This window comes from Candidatus Pantoea rara (assembly GCF_051136265.1).
GTDB lineage: Bacteria > Pseudomonadota > Gammaproteobacteria > Enterobacterales > Enterobacteriaceae > Pantoea > Pantoea rara.
This window is the reverse complement of the sequence record NZ_CP194942.1, coordinates 1150910-1172671: the sequence shown is the minus strand read 5'-3', so window position 1 is coordinate 1172671 and position 21762 is coordinate 1150910. Positions and strand designations below refer to the sequence as shown.

General features: G+C 54.8%; 23 protein-coding genes. 10 read left to right on the top strand and 13 right to left on the bottom strand.

From position 1 onward, the window contains the following. Positions 1-4: 4 nt before the first annotated feature. Positions 5-1015, top strand: a complete 1011-nt coding sequence (locus ACR8BF_RS05680; protein WP_179895117.1) for a bile acid:sodium symporter family protein — start codon at positions 5-7, stop codon at positions 1013-1015. 28 nt (positions 1016-1043) lie between these two features. On the opposite strand, the gene ACR8BF_RS05675 is transcribed toward ACR8BF_RS05680, so the two are convergent. The 3 genes from ACR8BF_RS05675 to zipA all read right to left on the bottom strand — a co-directional run bounded on the left by ACR8BF_RS05675 (position 1044) and on the right by zipA (position 4356). After that, positions 1044-1262 (bottom strand): DUF3820 family protein, encoded by a 219-nt coding sequence (locus ACR8BF_RS05675; protein WP_434745682.1) that lies wholly within the window; start codon positions 1260-1262, stop codon positions 1044-1046. Then, positions 1255-3282 carry an NAD-dependent DNA ligase LigA gene (ligA, locus tag ACR8BF_RS05670; RefSeq protein WP_434745681.1) on the bottom strand — a complete coding sequence of 676 codons (2028 nt, stop codon included), beginning with the start codon at positions 3280-3282 and terminating at the stop codon, positions 1255-1257. The genes ACR8BF_RS05675 and ligA overlap by 8 nt, the downstream gene beginning before the upstream one ends. A gap of 75 nt (positions 3283-3357) precedes the next feature. After that, positions 3358-4356 (bottom strand): cell division protein ZipA, encoded by a 999-nt coding sequence (zipA, locus tag ACR8BF_RS05665; RefSeq protein ID WP_434745680.1) that lies wholly within the window; start codon positions 4354-4356, stop codon positions 3358-3360. Between the two features lie 218 nt (positions 4357-4574). Here zipA and cysZ point away from each other — a divergent pair, with 218 nt between their 5' ends. The 6 genes from cysZ to crr all read left to right on the top strand — a co-directional run bounded on the left by cysZ (position 4575) and on the right by crr (position 9529). Beyond that, on the top strand, positions 4575-5342 hold the full coding sequence (cysZ, locus tag ACR8BF_RS05660) for a sulfate transporter CysZ (protein ID WP_179895113.1): 768 nt from the start codon (positions 4575-4577) through the stop codon (positions 5340-5342). Positions 5343-5483: 141 nt separating this feature from the next. Beyond that, positions 5484-6452, top strand: coding sequence for a cysteine synthase A (gene cysK / locus ACR8BF_RS05655; RefSeq protein WP_179895112.1), 969 nt, complete (start codon positions 5484-5486; stop codon positions 6450-6452). 20 nt (positions 6453-6472) lie between these two features. Beyond that, positions 6473-6667 (top strand): hypothetical protein, encoded by a 195-nt coding sequence (locus tag ACR8BF_RS05650; protein WP_179895111.1) that lies wholly within the window; start codon positions 6473-6475, stop codon positions 6665-6667. Positions 6668-6839: 172 nt separating this feature from the next. After that, entirely contained in the window at positions 6840-7097 is a 258-nt protein-coding gene (gene ptsH, locus ACR8BF_RS05645) for a phosphocarrier protein Hpr (protein WP_003848868.1), read from the top strand. A gap of 161 nt (positions 7098-7258) precedes the next feature. Continuing rightward, on the top strand, positions 7259-8986 hold the full coding sequence (ptsI, locus tag ACR8BF_RS05640; protein ID WP_090958892.1) for a phosphoenolpyruvate-protein phosphotransferase PtsI: 1728 nt from the start codon (positions 7259-7261) through the stop codon (positions 8984-8986). Positions 8987-9028: 42 nt separating this feature from the next. Further along, positions 9029-9529, top strand: coding sequence for a PTS glucose transporter subunit IIA (crr, locus tag ACR8BF_RS05635; RefSeq protein ID WP_069728735.1), 501 nt, complete (start codon positions 9029-9031; stop codon positions 9527-9529). 61 nt (positions 9530-9590) lie between these two features. On the opposite strand, the gene ACR8BF_RS05630 is transcribed toward crr, so the two are convergent. The 10 genes from ACR8BF_RS05630 to ACR8BF_RS05585 form a co-directional block, all read right to left on the bottom strand. Further along, positions 9591-10931, bottom strand: coding sequence for an ATP-binding protein (locus tag ACR8BF_RS05630; RefSeq protein ID WP_434745679.1), 1341 nt, complete (start codon positions 10929-10931; stop codon positions 9591-9593). Then, on the bottom strand, positions 10928-11608 hold the full coding sequence (locus tag ACR8BF_RS05625; protein WP_313698053.1) for a response regulator transcription factor: 681 nt from the start codon (positions 11606-11608) through the stop codon (positions 10928-10930). Before ACR8BF_RS05625 ends, ACR8BF_RS05630 begins: the two co-directional genes overlap by 4 nt. A gap of 170 nt (positions 11609-11778) precedes the next feature. Further along, complete coding sequence (gene cysM, locus ACR8BF_RS05620; protein WP_292991837.1) at positions 11779-12663, bottom strand: cysteine synthase CysM; 885 nt, start codon at positions 12661-12663, stop codon at positions 11779-11781. An 81-nt stretch (positions 12664-12744) separates the two neighbouring features. Then, entirely contained in the window at positions 12745-13833 is a 1089-nt protein-coding gene (gene cysA, locus ACR8BF_RS05615; RefSeq protein WP_434745678.1) for a sulfate/thiosulfate ABC transporter ATP-binding protein CysA, read from the bottom strand. Continuing rightward, positions 13823-14698: a sulfate/thiosulfate ABC transporter permease CysW gene (cysW, locus tag ACR8BF_RS05610; RefSeq protein WP_179895105.1), complete on the bottom strand. Its 876-nt coding sequence runs from the start codon at positions 14696-14698 to the stop codon at positions 13823-13825. The genes cysA and cysW overlap by 11 nt, the downstream gene beginning before the upstream one ends. After that, positions 14698-15531 carry a sulfate/thiosulfate ABC transporter permease CysT gene (gene cysT / locus ACR8BF_RS05605; protein WP_090958872.1) on the bottom strand — a complete coding sequence of 278 codons (834 nt, stop codon included), beginning with the start codon at positions 15529-15531 and terminating at the stop codon, positions 14698-14700. The genes cysW and cysT overlap by 1 nt, the downstream gene beginning before the upstream one ends. Then, positions 15531-16532 carry a sulfate ABC transporter substrate-binding protein gene (locus tag ACR8BF_RS05600; protein ID WP_434745920.1) on the bottom strand — a complete coding sequence of 334 codons (1002 nt, stop codon included), beginning with the start codon at positions 16530-16532 and terminating at the stop codon, positions 15531-15533. Before ACR8BF_RS05600 ends, cysT begins: the two co-directional genes overlap by 1 nt. 267 nt (positions 16533-16799) lie before the next feature. After that, the gene (locus ACR8BF_RS05595) at positions 16800-17417 is read right to left on the bottom strand and encodes an RpoE-regulated lipoprotein (RefSeq protein ID WP_434745677.1); all 618 of its coding nucleotides are present in this window, start codon (positions 17415-17417) and stop codon (positions 16800-16802) included. Positions 17418-17482: 65 nt separating this feature from the next. Further along, complete coding sequence (locus ACR8BF_RS05590; RefSeq protein WP_313698061.1) at positions 17483-17950, bottom strand: DUF2919 family protein; 468 nt, start codon at positions 17948-17950, stop codon at positions 17483-17485. Then, a complete protein-coding gene (locus tag ACR8BF_RS05585) occupies positions 17940-18365 on the bottom strand; it encodes a GNAT family acetyltransferase (RefSeq protein WP_003848834.1) in 426 nt (141 codons plus the stop codon). The genes ACR8BF_RS05590 and ACR8BF_RS05585 overlap by 11 nt, the downstream gene beginning before the upstream one ends. A 207-nt stretch (positions 18366-18572) precedes the next feature. On the opposite strand from ACR8BF_RS05585, the gene amiA reads away from it, so the two are divergent. The 3 genes from amiA (at position 18573) to tal (ending at position 21731) form a co-directional block, all read left to right on the top strand. Next, positions 18573-19418, top strand: coding sequence for an N-acetylmuramoyl-L-alanine amidase AmiA (gene amiA, locus ACR8BF_RS05580; RefSeq protein WP_179895101.1), 846 nt, complete (start codon positions 18573-18575; stop codon positions 19416-19418). Between the two features lie 100 nt (positions 19419-19518). After that, positions 19519-20433 carry an oxygen-dependent coproporphyrinogen oxidase gene (hemF, locus tag ACR8BF_RS05575; RefSeq protein ID WP_292991809.1) on the top strand — a complete coding sequence of 305 codons (915 nt, stop codon included), beginning with the start codon at positions 19519-19521 and terminating at the stop codon, positions 20431-20433. A 347-nt stretch (positions 20434-20780) separates the two neighbouring features. Beyond that, a complete protein-coding gene (gene tal, locus ACR8BF_RS05570) occupies positions 20781-21731 on the top strand; it encodes a transaldolase (protein ID WP_090958850.1) in 951 nt (316 codons plus the stop codon). The last annotated feature ends 31 nt before the right edge of the window (positions 21732-21762 follow it).

Here is a 21762-nt window from a genome sequence, read left to right as displayed (position 1 = left end):
AACAATGGGCTTTTTAAAACTCGATCCGATGATGGTTAAACTCATTATCACCGTGCTGCTGGCTACTTTCCTGCCAGCGAAAGGAATCTACGTCGATATCTTCAGCTACCTCGCGACGGCAGCGATAGCGCTGTTGTTCTTTATGCACGGTGCCAAACTTTCACGTGAAAAAATCATCGCAGGCAGCAGTCACTGGCAGTTGCATTTGTGGATTATGTTCAGCACTTTCGTGCTGTTTCCGGCACTGGGTCTGCTGCTGGTCTGGTGGCATCCGGTTGATGTCGGCCCGGAAATTTATACCGGCTTTATCTACCTCTGTATCCTGCCTGCTACCGTGCAGTCCGCCATCGCATTTACCTCAATGGCGGGCGGTAACGTCGCGGCAGCGGTGTGCAGCGCCTCGGCATCGAGCCTGCTGGGTGTGTTTATTTCGCCATTGCTGGTGAATCTGGTGATGGATATTCACAGCAGCGCGCCGAGTGATGGTCTGGAACAGATCGGTAAGATTATGCTGCAACTCATGGTGCCTTTCATTCTGGGTCACCTCTCACGTCGCTGGATCGGTGGCTGGATTGAGAAACACCGCAGCCTGATTGGCAAAACTGACCAGACCTCGATTCTGCTGGTGGTCTATTCCGCCTTCAGCGAAGCGGTGGTGAACGGTATCTGGCATCGCGTTGGCCTGATTACGCTGCTGTGGATTGTGGCGGGTTCCATTATCCTGCTAACTGCCGTGCTGATTATCAATCTGCTGGCTTCGCGTCTGTTCCGCTTTAAACGCGCCGACGAGATTGTGGTGCTGTTTTGTGGCTCGAAGAAGAGTCTGGCGAATGGGGTGCCGATGGCCAATATTCTGTTCCCGGCCAGTACCGTGGGGATCATTGTGTTGCCGCTGATGATTTTCCATCAGGTTCAGTTGATGGTCTGCTCGTTTATTGCCGGCCGTTACAAGAAGACCAATGAGAAACAGCAGACTATAAAGGTTAAAGATTCAGTGATGGAGTCACAGAAGTAAATCAGTCGCCCGCCTGCGCGGGCATTTTTTACTTGCGGGTCTGGAGCGGTTTAACTAATCCCTCCAGACCTTCTATTTTTATGGTCAGGGTAAGCTGCATCAAATCACCCAACAGACCAGACGGGAAGTCGCCACTGCGGGCAAACCACAGCAGATAAGCCTCAGGCAGATCGATCAGCATCAGCCCTTTATATTTGCCAAACGGCATAGGCGTATTGGCTATCGCCACCAGCTGATGTTCATCCACCTCCGGCCCCCAGCAGACGGATCATTTCCGCTTCATCAATCACTTCTATGCCCAGCTCCTGCGCTTTCGCCAGCTTTGAACCGGCCGCTTCACCGGCAATCAGCAGATCGGTTTTCTTCGATACGCTGCCGCTGACTTTTGCACCCAGCGCGGTCAGCTGCGCTTTAGCATCATCGCGGTTCATCTGGGACAGCGAGCCGGTCAGCACCACCGTTTTACCCGCAAACGGACTGTCGATCTCTTCGGCTCTCACCACCACCACCTGCGGCCAGTGGATACCAATTTCCTCGGTCAGCTGGCGAATAACCTCACGATTGCTCTCCTCCTCCATGAAATTCCGCACGTGTGCGGCAACGACTTTGCCGACATCCGGCACAGCAATCAGCGCCTCAAGATCGGCATCCATGACCTTCTGTAATTCACCAAAATGGTTAGCCAGGTTGGCGGCGGTAGCTTCACCTACTTCGCGAATGCCCAGCGCATAGAGGAAACGTGCCAGCGTGGTCGACTTCGCCTTCTCCAGCGCATCGACGACGTTTTGCGCCGATTTCGGCCCCATACGATCCAGCCCGGTCAGCTTGCCCGCCGTAAGACGGAACAGGTCGGCGGGCGTGTTGACATACTCTTTCTCCACCAGCTGGTCGATAATCTTATCGCCCATGCCATCAACATCCAGCGCCCGACGTGAGACAAAATGCTTCAGTGCTTCTTTGCGCTGTGCGCCGCAGATCAAGCCGCCAGTGCAGCGCGTGACCGATTCTCCTTCGACCCGTTCCACCTCGGAGCCGCAGACCGGACAGTGGGCCGGGAACAGGACTTCACGCGTCTCTTCAGGGCGCTCAGCGATCACCACATTCACCACCTGCGGGATCACATCACCGGCGCGGCGAATGACGACCCGATCCCCGATACGCAGACCCAGCCGTGCGATTTCATCCGCATTATGCAGTGTGGCATTACTGACGATAACGCCCGCGACCTGTACCGGCTCAAGGCGCGCCACCGGCGTGATGGCGCCCGTACGTCCAACCTGAAATTCGACGTCACGTACCCAGGTCAGCTGTTCCTGTGCCGGAAATTTAAAGGCAATCGCCCAGCGCGGGGCGCGAGCTACAAAGCCCAGTTTCTCCTGCAGAGCCTGTGAATCGACCTTGATCACGACACCATCAATATCAAAACCCAGTTTCGGACGCTGTTGCTCAATATCACGGTAGAAGGCCAGAGCTTCTTCCGCGTTTTGCACCAGTTTAATGCGGTCGCTGACCGGCAGACCCCAGGCTTTAAACTGTTGCAGACGCCCCATGTGACTGTGCGGCATCTCACCGCCTTCCAGCAGGCCAAATCCGTAGCAGAAGAAGGTCAGCGGACGTTTGGCAGTAATGCGCGGATCAAGCTGGCGCAAAGAGCCTGCTGCTGCGTTACGCGGGTTAGCAAAAACTTTGCCGTCTGTCCGACGCGCTTCGTCATTCAGCTTTTCAAAGCCGCGCTGCGTCATAAACACTTCGCCGCGCACTTCCAGCCGGGCCGGGATGTTGTCGCCTTTCAGCCGCAACGGGATCGCGCGAATGGTACGGACGTTGGCGGTAATGTTCTCGCCAGTCGTCCCGTCACCGCGCGTTGCCGCCTGAACCAGCAGGCCATTTTCATACATCAGGCTGACCGCAGCGCCATCAAGCTTGAGCTCGCAGCAGTAGGTAATGTCTTCACTACTTTTAAGTCGATCCTGCACCCGCTTGTTAAAGGCCAAAAATGTGGCTTCGTCAAAGGCGTTATCCAGCGACAGCATGGGGACTTCATGGCGCACCTGCTCAAACACCGTCAACGGCGCAGCGCCCACGCGCTGTGTCGGCGAGTCCGGGGTGATAAGGTCGGGGTGTTCCTCTTCCAACTGGCGCAGTTCGCGCATCAGGCGATCGTATTCGGCATCCGGCACTTCCGGCGCATCCATGACATGATAGAGATATTCATGATGGCGCAACGTGGTGCGCAGTTCGGTGATGTGATCCTGGACGGATTTCATAAAGCCCCATCAGATAAAAAACCCCCGACAGGCGGGGGTTTGTTTTAACAATTCAGATAGCGGTTAGCGCAGATCTCAGACGCCAACCACATCGCGGATACGCGCTTTGTAGGTTTCCAGCTTCTGTGGCGTCATCATGCGACGCTCATCATCCAACACCACGCCGCCAACATCATCAGCGATACGTTGTGCCGATTGCAGCATCAATTTGAAGTTCTGATTCGCATCACCATACGAAGGCACCATCATAAAGATTGAGATGCCAGGCGTGCTGAAATCAGTCATCAGGTCAGGGTTGAACGAGCCTGGCTTAACCATATTAGCCAGACTGAACAGGACCGGACCACTGCCAGCAGGACTAAGATGGCGATGGAAAATGTTCATTTCACCAAACTGGAAGCCCGCCTGCAGAATACCCTGCAGCAATGCCTCACCGTTCAGTTCACCGCCCGAATGTGCGGCAACATGTAACACCAGTACCGCTTCCTTCGGTTTTTCCGCTGGCGCTTTAGCAGCAGGCTGTTCTGGTACAGGAGCCGATGACACTTCAGGCTGTGGCTCAGGTTCGGCCTGGTACTGTGGTGCCGGCTGTACAGATTCAAGTGGATCGAGATCCAGCAGCGGGTCGGCCTGGACGGGCGGCGCGACAAAAGTCGGTGCAGGCTGCTGACGAGCCGGTTCAGGGCGCGGTTGCGGAGCAGACTTCGGCGCCGTGTTGAAAAGCGGATCGCTTTCAGTTTCGGGCTGCGGTGCGGGTCGTGGCGCAGGCTGACGCACAGGCTCAGCAGGCGCTTGCTTACGCGGCGCTTCTGGCTGTGGCTCGCGGATCTCATCGAAACGCGGTTCCTGATGGACGTTGCGCTCAGAACGAACACGAACCTCGCCGACGCCGTCATCTTCGTCGTCAATCAGGTCCTGCTCATCATGTTCATCACGTTGTTTTAGACGTTTGTGCGGGCGATCGCGGAACACTGACGAACGCTCTTTACGGCTGGTCCACAGCCCGTGAAGAAGGAGCGCTATAATGGCGATCGCGCCAACAACGATTAATATCAGACGCAAATCCTGCATCATTGTATTCTCTGTTGTTCCAATACCTTGCCACCGCGGCAAACTTTATCCTCTAACTGTATTTGCCCTGCTACACAAGTGCAAGTCTGTGCAGTATTTTCTGACAAATAAGATAGACAACCCACGCTTTTTCGCTGTTTTTTTACTCAAACAGCACCTGGCCTGGAGAAAAAGCCAGGTTATAGTGAGCGCGCCCTAACACCTTCAGGAGAATTGGCTTTATGGCCCTTGAGAATTCCGTCTCAAATTTTAACGGCATGCACTACTTTAGCCAGGGCTGGAAACTGGTTCGTCTTCCTGGCATTCGCCGCTTTGTCGTAATGCCACTGCTGATCAACATCATCATGCTGGGCGGCGCATTCGTCTGGCTTTTCTTCCGTCTCGGTGACTGGATCCCACGCCTGATGGCACATGTTCCGGAGTGGCTGCAGTGGCTGAGCTATCTGTTATGGCCGCTGTCGGTGATTGCGATTGTGCTGGTCTTTAGTTACTTCTTTTCGACGCTGGCAAACCTCATTGCCGCCCCTTTTTGTGGCCTGCTGGCCGAGCAACTTGAAGGCCGCCTGACCGGTAAGCCTCTGCCTGACAGTGGCTGGGCGGGAATGATCAAAGATGTGCCGCGCATTATGAAACGCGAAATGCAAAAACTGGGCTACTACCTGCCTCGCGCGCTGGGACTGCTGCTGCTCTACTTCATTCCTGGTTTTGGTCAGACGGTTGCACCGGTGTTGTGGTTCCTGTTCAGTGCATGGATGTTATCCATTCAGTATTGCGACTATCCTTTCGATAACCACAAAGTGCCGTTTCAACAGATGCGTAACGCCCTGCGTCGGCATAAAACGGCCAATATGCAGTTTGGCGCGCTAACCAGCCTGTTTACTATGATTCCGATTCTGAACCTGGTGATCATGCCTGTTGCCGTCTGCGGTGCCACCGCCATGTGGGTCGATCGCTACCGACCACAACTTGCCCGCCGTGAGGTGCGTTAAACTGACCCGCGCGCCTTATGCTCTTTTTAGCAGGGCTTATTGCCAGGGGACATATAGATATACGATTTCTTTCCTTCCGCCCCCAGGCAGAACAGGTATGCTCATAGGGTTCCCAATAATTCATACAGTTAAGGGCAGGCTATGAGTAAGATCTATGAAGACAACTCTTTGACAATTGGTCATACGCCGCTGGTTCGACTGAACCGCATCGGTAACGGCCGCATTCTTGCGAAAGTTGAATCCCGTAACCCGAGCTTCAGCATTAAATGCCGTATCGGTGCCAATATGATTTGGGACGCTGAGAAACGCGGTATTCTGAAACCAGGCATTGAGTTGGTTGAACCGACCAGCGGTAACACCGGTATTGCCCTGGCCTACGTTGCCGCTGCGCGCGGTTATAAACTCACGCTGACCATGCCGGAAACCATGTCAGTGGAACGCCGTAAATTGCTGAAAGCGCTGGGCGCCAGGCTGATACTGACTGAAGGCGCCAAAGGCATGAAAGGTGCCATTGGCAAAGCGGAAGAGATTGTCGCCAGCGATCCGGACAAATATGTGCTGTTGCAGCAGTTCAGCAACCCGGCTAACCCGGAAATCCACGAAAAGACGACCGGCCCGGAAATCTGGGAAGATACCGATGGTGAAGTGGATGTCTTTATTGCCGGTGTCGGCACTGGCGGGACACTGACTGGTGTGAGCCGCTACATCAAGAACACCAAAGGCAAGAAAGATCTGATTACGGTCGCGGTTGAGCCGACCGATTCACCCGTCATTGCTCAGGCAATGGCCGGTGAAGAGATCAAACCTGGCCCACATAAAATCCAGGGTATCGGTGCAGGTTTCATTCCGGGTAACCTGGAGCTGAATCTGGTTGACCGCGTGGTGGCTATCACCAACGAAGAAGCGATCAGTACGGCACGCAGGCTGATGGAAGAGGAAGGTATTCTGGCCGGCATCTCATCCGGTGCTGCCGTAGCCGCAGCACTGAAGCTGCAGGAAGATGAAACCTTCGCCAACAAGAACATTGTGGTGATTCTGCCCTCCTCTGGCGAACGCTATCTGAGTACCGCGTTGTTCGCCGATCTCTTCACTGAAAAAGAGCTCCAGTAGCAGAAGCGGATAGTCTGAAAATGGAGAAAAAAGCACCCGACCGGGTGCTTTTTTGTGGTGCAGATCTCACTTTCATCACCCGGCAGATTGATTTCAGTGATACCGATCTGGTATTCAGACTGCCAATTATTTCGATGCCTGAAATTAATCCGCGCTTGAAGTGGATCAAGCTGAATCGATTTACAGATTCAGTGAAACGGCGAATCACGGCATAATTAACCGGTGACGTGTAGAATCGGTTTTGAGACGCAACGGATTGTAGATTTGACGCATGCGCGTCTTTGGTCAGCATGAAGCTATACCCGCGCACCTACACAGGCTAAAGTGAAGGCTCCAGGCTAGACTTTAGATCCATAACACTCATCCTGATAACGTTGGGGAAATAGAATGTTCCAGCAAGAAGTTACCATTACTGCACCAAACGGTCTGCATACTCGCCCAGCTGCGCAATTCGTAAAAGAAGCCAAAGCGTTCCAGTCAGAAATTACCGTGACCTCAAACGGTAAATCAGCGAGCGCGAAAAGCCTGTTCAAGCTGCAGACACTGGGTTTAACCCAGGGAACGGTTGTGACCCTTTCTGCGGAAGGTGAAGACGAGCAGAAAGCAGTTGAGCATCTGGTCAAACTGATGGCTGAACTGGAGTAATCTCCGCTCAGCTCGCCAGCCAATCGACTCCTCTGCGCCATTGAGTGCAAACATCTTGATCGCGGACAACCTGTCCGCGTTATTGCTTTCGTAGAGTACGTGTCCCGCGACAATGGCACCGCATAGAGTCCCATCAGCCATCGTGATTAAAAGGTAGCGTTATGATTTCAGGCATTTTAGCATCACCAGGTATCGCTTTCGGCAAAGCACTGCTGCTGAAAGAAGACGAGATCGTCATCAACCGTAAGAAAATTTCTGATGACCAGGTTGAGCAGGAAGTACAGCGCTTCCTCGATGGCCGTAGCAAAGCGGCATTACAACTGGAAGCGATTCGCGTCAAAGCGGGTGAAACCCTCGGTGAAGAGAAAGCAGCCATCTTCGAAGGCCACATTATGTTGCTGGAAGATGAAGAGCTGGAGCAGGAAATCATCGATCTGATTAAAAAAGATCACGCTTCTGCCGATGCTGCTGCTTATTCTGTCATCGATGGCCAGGCAAAAGCCCTGGAAGAGTTAGATGACGAATATCTGAAAGAGCGTGCGGCTGACGTGCGCGACATCGGTAAGCGTTTGCTGCAAAACATCCTCGGTCTGCACATCGTTGACCTGAGCGCTATTCCGGACGAATCCATTCTGGTGGCCAAAGATTTAACGCCGTCAGAAACTGCACAGCTGAATCTGAAAAAGGTGCTGGGCTTTATCACCGATCTGGGTGGCCGTACCTCACATACCTCAATCATGGCGCGCTCACTGGAGATTCCAGCTATTGTCGGAACCGGCAATGTGACCGTCACGGTTAAAAACGGCGATTTCCTGATCCTTGACGGCGTTAATAATGCGATTCACGTCAATCCCTCAGAAGCGATTCAGGAAGAGCTGAAAGCCGTACAGAACCAGTATCTGTCGGAAAAACACGAATTAGCCAAGCTGAAAGATCTGCCAGCCGTCACGCTGGATGGTCATCAGGTTGAAGTCTGCGCCAACATTGGTACCGTGCGCGATATCGCCGGTGCTGAGCGTAACGGTGCCGAAGGCGTTGGCCTCTACCGTACCGAATTCCTGTTCATGGACCGTGACTCTCTGCCGAGTGAAGAAGAGCAGTTCCAGGCGTACAAAGCCGTGGCTGAAGCGATGGGTTCACAGGCCGTTATCGTGCGTACCATGGACATCGGCGGTGACAAAGATCTGCCTTACATGAACCTGCCGAAAGAAGAGAACCCGTTCCTCGGCTGGCGCGCGATCCGTATCGCCATGGACCGCAAAGAGATTCTGCATGCGCAGCTGCGTGCCATCCTGCGCGCCTCCTCCTTCGGTAAACTGCGCATTATGTTCCCGATGATTATTTCGGTTGAAGAAGTCCGCAGCCTGAAAGCGGAACTTGAACTGCTGAAAGCGCAGTTGCGCGAAGAAGGTAAAGCCTTTGATGAGAGCATCGAAGTCGGCATTATGGTGGAAACCCCGGCTTCAGCTGTGATTGCGCATCATCTGGCGAAAGAAGTCGACTTCTTCAGTATTGGGACAAACGATCTGACGCAGTATACTCTGGCGGTCGATCGTGGTAATGATTTGATCTCGCACCTGTACAACCCAATGTCGCCGTCTGTGCTTAACTTAATCAAGCAAGTCATTGATGCATCTCACGCTGAAGGTAAATGGACCGGCATGTGTGGTGAGCTGGCAGGTGATGAACGTGCTACACTACTGTTACTGGGAATGGGGCTGGACGAGTTCAGCATGAGTGCCATTTCTATCCCTGGCATCAAGAAAATCATTCGTAATACTAATTTTGAAGATGCGAAGGCATTGGCAGAGCAGGCACTGGCTCAACCTACTGCGGATGAGTTAATGAACCTGGTCAACAAGTTCATTAAGGAAAAGACGCTCTGCTAATCTGCATGATGCTGGCCCCAAATTACTGCTTAGGAGAAGATCATGGGTTTGTTTTCTAAACTTTTTGGCGAAAAAACGGATAGCGCTGGGACAATTGACATCGTAGCGCCTCTGTCAGGCGAAATCGTGAACATTGAAGACGTACCAGATGTGGTGTTTGCAGAGAAAATCGTGGGCGACGGTATTGCGATCAAACCCAGCGGCAACAAAATGGTTGCGCCTGTGGATGGCACTATCGGCAAGATTTTTGAAACTAATCACGCTTTTTCGATCGAATCAGACAACGGCATTGAGCTGTTCGTCCATTTCGGTATCGATACGGTTGAACTGAAAGGTGAAGGCTTCAAACGCATCGCTGAAGAAGGCCAGAAGGTCAAAAAAGGCGACGTGGTTATCGAGTTCGATCTGCCGTTGCTGGAAGAGAAAGCGAAATCAACCCTGACACCGGTTGTCATCTCCAACATGGATGAAATCAAGGAATTGATTAAGCTGTCTGGCCAGGTCACCGTCGGCGAAACGCCGGTGATTCGCATCAAAAAGTAAGCATTCGTTCATAACATAACGGCACCCACGGGTGCCGTTATCGTTTCTGGGGCATCCGTTTTCAGGGCTGCCAGTGTGGCAGACGCAGCGTCAGCTCCAGTCCGCCTTCAGGCCGGTTACGAGCCTCAACTTCACCATGATGTGCCAGCACCACCTTGCGCACGATAGCCAGCCCCAGACCATAGCCTTTGCCCATCAGCGGCGAATTCACCCGCACAAACGGATCGAAAATGCTGGAGAGTTTCTCCTCATCGACGCCTGGCCCCTGATCGCGCACCTGGATCGCCAGCCACTGCTGCTCTGCACGTAAATCGACCTCAATACGCTGGCCTGGCAGGGAGAAGCGCAGCGCGTTACGTAGCACGTTCTCGACGCCGCGCCGTATCAGCTCTGCGTTGCCCCGGACGGTATAATCGGCCTCATTATCGACCTGCAACTCTACCTGCACGCCAGGAATCTGCGCTTCATAACGGACATCGGTAATAACCGCCTGCAGCAAACCCGTCAGATCAAAATATTGCTCATCCGGCATGCTTTCATGCTCAGCTCGCGACAGCGTCAGCAGTTCGCCGATCATCTTGTCCAGCCGCCGCGCCTCTTCATCAATGCGGTCAAGCGAACTGTTTACACTTTCTGGCGTCTGCCTGGCCAGACCGGTCGCCAGTTGCAGTCGTGCCAGCGGTGAACGAAGCTCATGTGAGATATCGTGCAGCAGCTCTTCACGGGCACGCACCAGCGTATCAAGCCGCTCGACCATGGCATCGAAGGCTTCTGCCACGTTTGAGATTTCGTCGTGGCGCTTACGCATAATCGGGAACAGCCGTACGCTTAAATCGCCCTCAGCCACCCGTGAAAATCCTTCCCGCAGCTGACGCATGGGGCGCGTCAGATTCCAGGCCAGCAGCAGACTGAAGAGCAAGCCCACCGAACCGGCGAAGATAAACATCGGCTCGGGAATATTCAGAAATTTGCGCCGCATCATGTCATGTGTGCTGTCTTTACGCATGCCATCCAGGTCGTAGCGCAGCTGATACTCTTTGCCATCGGCACCGCGAACCCAGCGCACCACCTCTTCAGGAAGGCGCCCCACGTAATCCAGATTGCCGCTGTTTTGTGATTGTGTTGATTCTGTCTGCTGCGTCACGTGGAAAAATTGCCGATCGCTGCTATCCCAGTCCGACAGCATCGCATTCAGCGCATCAGGTCCGGCCCGTTCCAGCACCGACGCGGCAGAAGTCATCTGCAGATCCACAATACGACGGATAGCCAGGATTTCCGGCGGTTCGTGCCGCTTACCGGAGAGCGTGAAGCCAAGCCAGATGAGCTGGCTCATGATGACAAAAACGACCCAGAAGCCAATAAAGATCTTCCAGAACATGCGTCCACGGTAACTCTGCCTCATCGAATGCGGTAACCGATACTGCGGACGGTTTCGATGTTGATAGTGTCAGCAGTTAACGCGCTGAGCTTCTGACGGATGTTACTGATATGCACATCGACACTGCGGTCATAGGCTTCACGCGGACGTCCCAGCCCCTTTTCAGAAAGCTCATCTTTCGAAACCACTCTGTCTGGCGCACGCAGCAGCAAATCCAGCAGATTAAATTCTGATGCAGTCAGATCGAAGGCTCGCCCCTGCCATTCGCTTATACGTGTGGCAGGATTCAGTGTCAGATCCCCCCAGCGCAGCGGCTCTTTGGTGCCTGGCTGCGGCACCTGTTCTTCGAAACGACGCAATACCGCACGCAGGCGGGCCACCAGCTCGCGCGGATAACAGGGCTTAGGCATATAGTCATCCGCGCCCATCTCCAGACCAATAACGCGATCGATGTTATCGCCTTTAGCCGTCAGCATAATCACCGGTATCCGGCTGTTCTGACGCACCTGACGTAATACATCGATGCCGCTCATGTCGGGCAGCATGATGTCCAGAATCATGGCAGTGAATTCTCCCGACAGCGCGCCCTGAATGCCGGCGCTGCCGGTCAGAACCAGCTGTGCATCAAATCCTTCGGCAATCAGGTACTGGCTTAGCATCGTGCCTAATTCGACATCATCATCAACAAGCAAAATTTTCATGGTTATCTCTCAACAGAATTGGCGCTATTTTGTCCTGTGCCGGGCATTCGCGCAGCCTGATTTACGTGATCCTTACAGATTCAGCCTATCCGGCGCGTGGAATCCTGGCTGAAAAAAAGGCCTGTGGGCAGCAAACGCGCGCACAGGCCTGATTTCTGTATCCGCAGAGGTTACTGGTGATAGAGTCCGGTCGAGAGATAACGATCGCCGCGATCGCAGGCGATCGCTACCACCACGCTGCCCGGATTTGCCTGTGCAATACGCAGCGCGCCCGCTACCGCGCCACCTGAACTGACGCCACAGAAAATGCCTTCACGGCGAGCCAGCGCCCGCATGGTCTCTTCGGCTTCTTTCTGCGTCATATCCATCACATCATCCACCAGATCGGGCCGGTAGATCCCCGGCAGATAGGCCAGCGGCCAGCGACGAATACCGGGAATGCTGCTGCCTTCACTCGGCTGTAAACCGATCACTTTCACGCCCGTATTGTGCTCTTTCAGGTAACGCCCCACGCCGGTGATGGTGCCAGTGGTGCCCATGCTGGAGACAAAATGGGTCATGCGCTGATTCGACTGCTGCCACAACTCTGGCCCGGTTGTTTGATAGTGACCCAGCGGGTTATCGGGATTATTGAACTGATCCAGCACCCGGCCTTCACCACGCGCCGCCATCGCCTGCGCCAGATCGCGCGCCCCTTCCATGCCCTGCTCTCGCGGCACCAGAATCAGCTCCGCGCCGTAAGCCCGCATCGCGTCCTGCCGCTCCTGACTCATGTTATCCGGCATCAGCAGGCGAAGACGATAGCCTTTCATCGCCGCGATCATCGCCAGTGCAATACCGGTGTTGCCACTGGTGGCTTCAATCAACTGATCGCCGGGCGAAATATCACCACGCAGCTCTGCCTGATTAATCATCGACCAGGCCGCGCGATCTTTTACCGAGCCCGCCGGATTATTGCCTTCCAGCTTGAGCCAGACCTCACTGCCGTTGGCAGGCGTCAGGCGCTGCAACTTAATCAGCGGAGTATTGCCGATGGTATTTTCAAGAGTCGTCACGGTCTGCTTCCTGGCCTGTTACAAACGAGAGGCGAAAAAAAGGCGGGAGTCACACTCCCGCCCGCTGTTGATGAGAAAATATCAGGCGCTCTGTGCAAAGGCAACCGGGCGCAGCGGTGTATCGCCTTTATAGAGGCGCGCCTGCTGCAGGCCAACGAACAGGCGTTCGCCGCGAATCGGGGCCGTCTGCTCACCTTCAAACACCACCGAAACTGGCTCGCTCTGCCAGCCAGCGGGCTGAACCACCAGCTGCCAGAAATGACCACGCGGGCTGACTTCCAGCACCTGAACCGGCAGCGGCGTTTCCAGACTGCTGCGGCGTGAAACGTCGATTTCCCACGGACGCAGGAACAGTTCAACCGCGCCCTGATGTGCCGAGGTATAACCCAGCGGCCAGTGATGCGCGCCAACGTGGAACTGCGATCCCTGAATGTCACCATCAAAGCGATTCACTTCACCCAAAAACTTCAGCACAAAGCGGGTTGCCGGATCGCGCCATACATCATCTGGCGTGCCGACCTGTTCGATGTTGCCCTGGCTCATCACCACAACGCGATCCGCGACTTCCATCGCCTCTTCCTGGTCGTGGGTCACGAACACGCTGGTGAATTTAATCTCTTCATGCAACTGACGCAGCCAGCGACGCAGCTCTTTACGCACCTGCGCATCCAGCGCGCCAAAAGGTTCATCCAGCAGCAGAATTTGTGGTTCAACCGCTAGTGCACGCGCCAGCGCCACACGCTGTTTCTGGCCGCCCGACAGCTGTGCCGGGAAGCGATTCGCCAGATGGGACAGCTGCACCATCTCCAGCAGACGGGTAACACGCTGTTTGATCTCCGCCGTTGAAGGGCGTTTACGACGCGGCAGCACGGTCAGGCCAAAGGCGATATTGTCGAACACCGTCATATGACGGAACAGCGCGTAGTGCTGGAAGACGAAACCAACCTGACGATCGCGCGCATGCAGGCGGCTTACATCGTTGCCATGAAAACGGATCTGACCGCTGTTCTGATGCTCCAGCCCGGCGATAATACGCAGCAGCGTGGTTTTACCCGAGCCTGATGGGCCAAGCAGCGCCATCATTTCACCCGAGGCAATATCCAGAGAGATATCGTTCAGCACCGAGGTGCGACCAAAGGACTTGTTGATCTTGTTAATCTCAATGCTCATGATTTCCCTCCTGTTGCAGGCGTTTGTGCTGTTGCTCTAAACGCCACTGCACAATGCTTTTCAGAAACAGTGTCACAATTGCCATCAGGGTTAACAGAGCAGCTGCGGTAAACGCGCCAACGGTGTTGTAGTCCTGATGCAATAATTCAACCTGAAGCGGTAATGTGTAGGTCTCACCGCGAATCGATCCCGATACCACCGAGACCGCACCAAATTCACCAATCGCACGGGCATTAGTCAGCACGATGCCATACAGCAGCGCCCAGCGAATGTTTGGCAGCGTCACACGACGGAACATTTGCCAGCCAGACGCACCTAACAGCACCGCCGCTTCATCTTCGTGACTGCCCTGACTCAGCATGACCGGGACCAGTTCGCGCACCACAAAAGGACAGGTCACAAACACCGTCGCCAGCACCATGCCAGGCCAGGCAAACATAACCTGGATGTTATGTGCATCCAGCCAGCCGCCCGCCGGGCCATTCACGCCCCAGAACAGCAGATACATCAGACCGGCGACTACCGGCGACACAGCAAAAGGAATATCGAACAGGGTCAGCAGCAACTGGCGACCTGGAAAGGTAAAGCGCGTCACCAGCCAGGCGAGCAGCGTGCCGAACACCAGATTCACCGGTACGGTAATCAGTGCCACCATCACTGTCAGCCAGATGGCGTGCAGCATGTCAGGATCGGCCAGATTATGGAGAGCGACAATCAGCCCCTGATTCAGCGCTTCCCAGAAGATAGAGGCCATCGGCACCACCAGCAACAGAATCGAGATCAACGTGCCGATACCAATCAGCAACCACTTGCCCCAGTTCACAGGCTGATGCGCCGCATGATTCAGTTGTGAAACCTCAGCCATTAGTGACCTCCCAGACGACGGCCAAAGCGGCTTTGTAGTGTATTAATCGCGAATAACAGAATCAGCGAGGCCGCCAGGATCACCGAGGCGATGGCGCTGGCCGCCGGATAGTCGAACTCCTGCAGCCGGACAAAAATCATCAGTGAGGTGACTTCCGTTTTCCAGGCAATATTACCGGCAATAAAGATCACCGCACCGAACTCACCCAGGCTGCGGGTAAAAGAAAGCGCCGTACCGGCCAGCAGCGCAGGCGCCACTTCCGGCAGCACCACGCGGCGGAAGCTCTGCCATGGCGTGGCTCCCAGCGTTTCGGCCGCCTCTTCATACTCAGGACCTAACTCTTCCAGCACTGGCTGGACGGTACGCACCACAAACGGAATACTGGTAAAGGCCATGGCAATGGCGATACCTATCCAGGTGTAGGAAATTTTGATGTCGAAATGGGCGAACCACTGTCCGTACCAGCCATTGACGGAAAAGAGTCCGGCAAGAGTCAGGCCCGCCACAGCCGTTGGCAATGCAAAAGGAAGATCCATCAGGCCATCCAGCAATGCCCGACCCGGAAAGCGATAACGGGTCAGTATCCATGCCATCAGCATGCCGAACACCGCATTAAACAGAGAGGCGACACCGGCAGAGAGCAGCGTCACTTTATAGGCTGCTATCAGCTGCGGGTTGGTGACCACATCCCAGTACTGCTGCAGCGTCATCTGCGACAGTTGCATAATCACCGCACTGATCGGCAGCAGCAGAATCAGGCAGGTAAAGAGCAGGCTGGTACCAAGGCTAAGACCAAAGCCGGGCAATACACGTTTCTGGCTGGCTGCAAACATTATCCGCGCCCCGCCGCTAACAATTTATCGAGCTCACCGCCGCTGACGAAATGCGTCTTCATCACCTTATCCCAGCCGCCAAAGGCATCTTCAACCCGGAACAGGCGGGTCTCCGGGAAGCGATCTTTCTGCGCTGTCATCAGCTGTGGGTTGTTCACGCGGTAGTAGTAGTGCGTAATAATGTTCTGTGCTTCGGGCGTATAGAGATAGTTCAGGTAAGCACTGGCCGCCTCAGCGGTTTTATTGATGCCGACGTTCTTATCCACCCACGCCACCGGAAACTCCGCCAGAATATTGGTTTTCGGCACCACGACTTCATACTCATCTTTGCCGTACTGATTGCGGATATTATTCACTTCCGACTCAAAGCTAATCAGTACGTCTCCCAGCCCGCGCTCAGCAAAGGTCGTCGTCGCGCCGCGGCCGCCGGTATCAAACACTTCCACGTTTTTCAGGAACTGAGTCATAAAGGCCTGGGTTTTGGCCTGATCGCCGCCATCGGCTTTGTCGGCTGCGCCCCAGGCGGCCAGATAGGTATAACGGCCATTACCGGAAGTCTTTGGGTTAGGGAAAATCAGCTTCACATCGCTGCGGGTCAGATCTGACCAGTCGTGAATCTGCTTAGGATTTCCTTTGCGCACCAGAAACGCCATGGTGGAGTAGAAAGGTGAGCTGTTGTTCGGCAGGCGGCTTTTCCAGTCTGCGGCAATCAGGTTGCCTTTGTCATGCAGCACCTGCACATCCGTAACCTGATTATAGGTCACCACATCCGCGCGCAGTCCCTGCAGAATAGCCAGCGCCTGCTTCGATGAGCCAGCGTGCGACATTTTGATGGTAAGGGGATCAGCAGGATGGCTGGCATCCCACTGTTTAACAAACGGAGCATTCAGGGCAACAAACAACTCCCGCGACACATCGTAAGAGCTATTAAGCAGTTCAGTGGCATTGGCTGCGCCGGCCATGCTCAGCGACAACGCGATACCGCTCACGATTTTTTTCATCGCTTGTAATGTCATTTGGCACCCTGAAAAAGTTTGATGCGGATCTCACCCGCTGAGGCACCAGTTTATTTATAACTCAGTGAAAACCAGTAACGGTTTTATATATCGTTTGATGATTTCAAAGTCGAAAAAAGCATAAGACGTCAGGAGAGTTTATGCACAAATCAGCAAAAGCCGATGGGGATAAGGAACCGCTTGTCGCGTGGGCTGCCAGGGATTTTTAGGGGTTCAGCGGCCGCCTGACGGGCGGCCGCTGATAAGGCAGGCTTAACGCTGCCAGACAATCCTGCTGATTTTCCAGTTTTTCAGGGTATCGTCAGAAGGCATCAATCCTTCCGGCCCATGCCAGTCGCCATGATAGACATAGGTCAGGTGCTGACTGCCAGGCGCACGGCACGCCACGTCCCGCGCGTCGGTGCCGCTGGCTAAGGTGCAGTTGTCGAAGGCTTTGCTGAACTTATTACTGAAGGCATCACCCACTTTGCTGCCGTCGCTGCTGGCAATCGCGCTGTCCATGACCTCAATACGGTCGACCTGTGACTGCCCGTAAATCACCAGCTTAACCTTGCCATCATTCAGCGCCTGCCAGAATGAAATCACCTGGCCGTTCTGGCTGCGCATGCCCTGACGCAGGGTATAGTCGCCGTTCAGTCCGTCCTTAATCGCGTCCTCTTTCATAGCGGTCGAGGCGGTTAACCCACCCACACCCTGTTCAGTCGCGGTCAGTGTCGAACCGAACCAGTTCCACGGCAGCGCCGAAGACCAGTGATACGTCAGCGGATTCCACCAGCTTGCCTGCGGGCTGCTGTCAGCGCCGGAACCCGAACTGGCACAACCGCTTAGTGCAACGGCGGCGATCAGTAGCGTCGAACGAACAGCTTTCATGAGAACTCCTGTAAATGCGATGCCGGAAAGGCGGAACTGATTGGAGTCGCAAAGCGACAAAAAGTTTAGTTGAGATGATGTTCGGGCAGAAAGCAGTCGCGGCAGCGGCGATTGAATTGCAGCCAGATCAGCGCCAGCAGGTCGAACAGCGTCAGCAGCAAAGGCAGCGGTGAGCTGAGCAGATCCCCCTGCACAAACTGCCCGCCCTGCCAGAGCAGGTTTATCAGTAACGACAGCGCCAGTACGCTGCGCCAGGCGTGCCAGAGTCGCGGCAGGCGCGTGCGATAACCGGTCAGCAGCAGGCCCGCCAGCGCGGGTAAGCCCAGCGCCAGACCGACCCAGAACGCCTGGCGATCCGGATAGAACAGCGCCAGCAGATCGTTGCCCTGCTGCCGCGACGCCCCGGCCATCACCAGCAGCAGCCAGGTACGCGACTGAAGTAACAGGATCATCCAAAAAAGAAACGGCAGCCGTAGCTGCCCTCTGCCGTCATACTCATCCGGCTGATAACCAGGCAACGGATTAGTATTCACGATCTTCGATCAGACGTTTACCAAACAGCAGCGCATCAACCGGCTCATAATCAAGCTTCTCATAGAATGCCACCACCTGATCGTTCTCTTCGCGGATCATCAGATGCAGTTTCGGACAGCCGCGTGCAATCAGCTTCTTTTCCAGACGGTTCATCAGCGCATTGGCAAAGCCGCGTCCCTGATAGTCAGGATGCACCGCCAGGTAATACGCCGCGCCACGATGACCATCGTAACCGCCCATCAGCGTACCGACGACCACACCGCCCACTTCAGCGACCAGAAAGAGATCGGGGTCGTGATTCATTTTGCGTTCGATATCCAGCTCCGGATCGTTCCATGGCCGTAACAAATCGCAACGTTCCCATAAGGTGATCACTTCTTCAAAATCTTCCTGGCGGAAGGCGCGGATTTCCATCTTCTTTACCTGCAAATAAGCACAATTTGCTGATTATCACGCATTCTCTGCTGCACGCAACCCTCCATGACGGGCGACAAATAAAAAAGCGTAAATTTCCTGTTCGTGACCTGCAATACAAAGTAATGCCCTGAAATGGTTCTGTGATCGCAGGGAACAGAGGCTTAGGCTATAACACCGGCAAGATTTCTGTTACCGGACCCGTACATGCACCTGCTTAAACGTTTGATTCATCGTCGCCAGTTACTGCTTTCCGGGCTGGCTCTCGCCATCTTATCGCCGCGCGCGGTTCAGGCTAAAGAAAAGGCTCTTACCGGGGCAAACCATCACACTCGCCCGGCTCCACCGGCGAAAAACGGTAAACGTATCGTGATGATCGACCCTGGCCATGGGGGCATCGATTCCGGAGCCGTTGGCGAAGAAGGGTCTGAAGAGAAACATATCGTGCTGGAGATCGCTGGCAACGTGCAGCGCCAGTTGCAGAGCCATCCGCGCATTGAAGTGCGCCTGACCCGCGACAGCGACCACTTTATTCCACTCTATCAGCGTGTAGAGATTGCCCATCAGCACGGCGCCGATCTCTTTATGTCGATTCATGCCGACGGTTTTACCAGCCCCGATGCCAGCGGTGCCTCCGTGTTCGCGCTCTCTAACCGGGGTGCCAGCAGCTCAATGGCGCGTTACCTGTCACAGCGCGAGAATGATGCAGACAAACTGGGCGGCGTGAAAGCGCAGCAGCAGGATCACTATCTGCAGCAGATCCTGTTCGACCTGGTGCAGACCGACACGATCAAGAACAGCCTGACGCTGGGCAAACACGTGCTGGACCAGATCCGTCCGGTTCACCATCTGCACAGCCAGCACACCGAGCAGGCGGCCTTCGCGGTGCTCAAGTCACCGTCGATCCCCTCGGTGCTGGTCGAGACCTCCTTTATTACCAATCCGCGCGAAGAGCAGCTGCTCGGCACTACCGCGTTTCGCCAGAAAATTGCCTCTGCGATTGCCAGCGGCATCGTCAATTACTTTGATGAGTTTGACCGCCGCAATGCCTGATTCGGGACGTGTGTTTACGCCGGGCGACGCGCCGCATTCATGCAAGCTGCGCGGTTTTGCGTATAATCGCGTCAGACTTTGACCAACAATAAGCGAAAAGATGGCTGATATTTCACGCGTAAAAGCATTCCTGCTCGCCTTGCAGGATGAGATTTGTAACCAGCTGGCAGCTGAAGATGGCGGCGCACAGTTTGCCGAAGATAGCTGGCAGCGCCCTGGCGGCGGCGGCGGTCAGAGCCGCGTCCTGCGCAACGGCGCGGTGTTTGAGCAGGCGGGCGTTAACTTTTCGCATGTACATGGCGATCAGATGCCGGCATCGGCTACCGCTCACCGGCCAGAACTGGCGGGTCGTAGCTTTGAAGCGATGGGCGTGTCACTGGTGATCCATCCAAACAATCCCTATGTACCCACCAGCCACGCCAACGTGCGCTTCTTTATCGCCGAGAAACCGGATGCCGATCCGGTCTGGTGGTTTGGCGGCGGGTTTGACCTGACCCCTTTTTATGGTTTCGAAGAAGATGCGCTGCACTGGCATCAGACCGCAGCCAGTATCTGTCAGCCCTTTGGCGAGGATGTCTATCCACGCTATAAAAAATGGTGTGATGACTATTTCTATCTGAAACATCGTGATGAGCAGCGCGGCATTGGCGGCCTGTTTTTTGACGATCTCAATACGCCTGACTTTGAGCAGAGCTTCAGCTTTATGCAGGCGGTAGGCCGGGGCTTTATTGATGCCTATCGGCCGATTGTGGCGCGCCGTAAAGATCACCCGTGGGGCGATCGTGAGCGCCAGTTCCAGCTCTACCGGCGAGGCCGCTATGTGGAGTTTAATCTGGTGTGGGACCGCGGCACCCTGTTTGGTCTGCAGACCGGTGGTCGCACAGAATCGATCCTGATGTCGATGCCACCGCTGGTACGCTGGGAATATGATTATCAGCCTGATCCTGACTCGCCTGAAGCTGCCCTCTATCGCGATTTCCTGCCGGTGAAGAACTGGCTGAACCTGCCCGTCTGATTGCTTCTGCTGCTGCAGCGCGGGCCTTTACCCCGCGCTGCGCTTACCACCCGCCTGGCTGGCCTCTGATTATTTACAGGGCACAGATTGCTACAGTGTGGCCTGCGTCATTCCGCCTGACTGCTATGCTTATAGATGGAATATGGCGCATCCCACGGTAAATACCGCATGACGGCTCCTTCGCACCGCCTCGCAGCGCAACAATCAGAGAAACCGCATTTCCATCACAGAGTCTCTGTTGCAATGTTATGGGTTCGCGTTACCGGTAGCAGAACATGCCACAGATCGGCTGCGAGGCCTGAGGTGCTCCCTGTTCGCTTTCATTTTTCTTTTCAAGGAGTTTAGAGATGAACCAGCTAGAAGCCCTAAAACAGTTCACCACAGTGGTGGCGGACAGTGGCGATATCGAATCGATTCGTAATTACCATCCGGAAGACGCCACCACCAATCCCTCACTCATTCTGAAAGCGTCCGGTCTAGAAGGGTATAAACACCTGATGGACGACGCGATTGAGTACGCCAAAAAACAGGGCGGCAGCAAAGAGACACAGATCATCAACGCCAGCGACAAAGTGGCGATCAACCTCGGTATGGAAATCCTGAAGAGCATACCGGGCCGTGTTTCGACCGAAGTGGATGCGCGCCTCTCCTTCGATCGTGGCATGTGTGTCACCAAAGCAGAGAAACTGATTCGCATGTATGAAGAGCACGGCATCGATCGCTCACGTGTGCTGATCAAGCTGGCTTCGACCTGGGAAGGCATCCGCGCGGCGGAAGAGCTGGAGAAAAATGGCATTAAGTGCAACCTGACACTGCTGTTCTCCTTTGCCCAGGCGCGGGCCTGTGCCGAAGCGGGCGTGTTCCTGATCTCCCCGTTTGTGGGCCGCATCTACGACTGGTACAACTCACGCAAGCCAATGGAACCCTATGTGGCGGATGAAGATCCTGGCGTGAAATCTGTACGTCGCATCTACGATTACTATAAAAAGCACCGTTACAGCACCGTCATCATGGGTGCCAGCTTCCGTAAAGTGGAGCAGATTGTGGCACTGGCCGGCTGCGATCGCCTGACCCTGTCTCCGAACCTGCTGGAAGAATTGCAGAACAGCGATGCGCCGCTGGAGCGCAAGCTGGAGCCATCTACCGAAGGTTTCCATCAGCCGTCGCCGCTCTCTGAAGCGGAGTTCCGCTGGGAACATAACCAGGATCCGATGGCAGTTGAAAAACTCTCAGACGGCATCCGCCAGTTCGCGGTTGACCAGCAGAAGCTGGAAGATGTGCTTGCCGCACGCCTGTAGTCTTCATTTTAGTCGGGCGGGACTTTCCCGC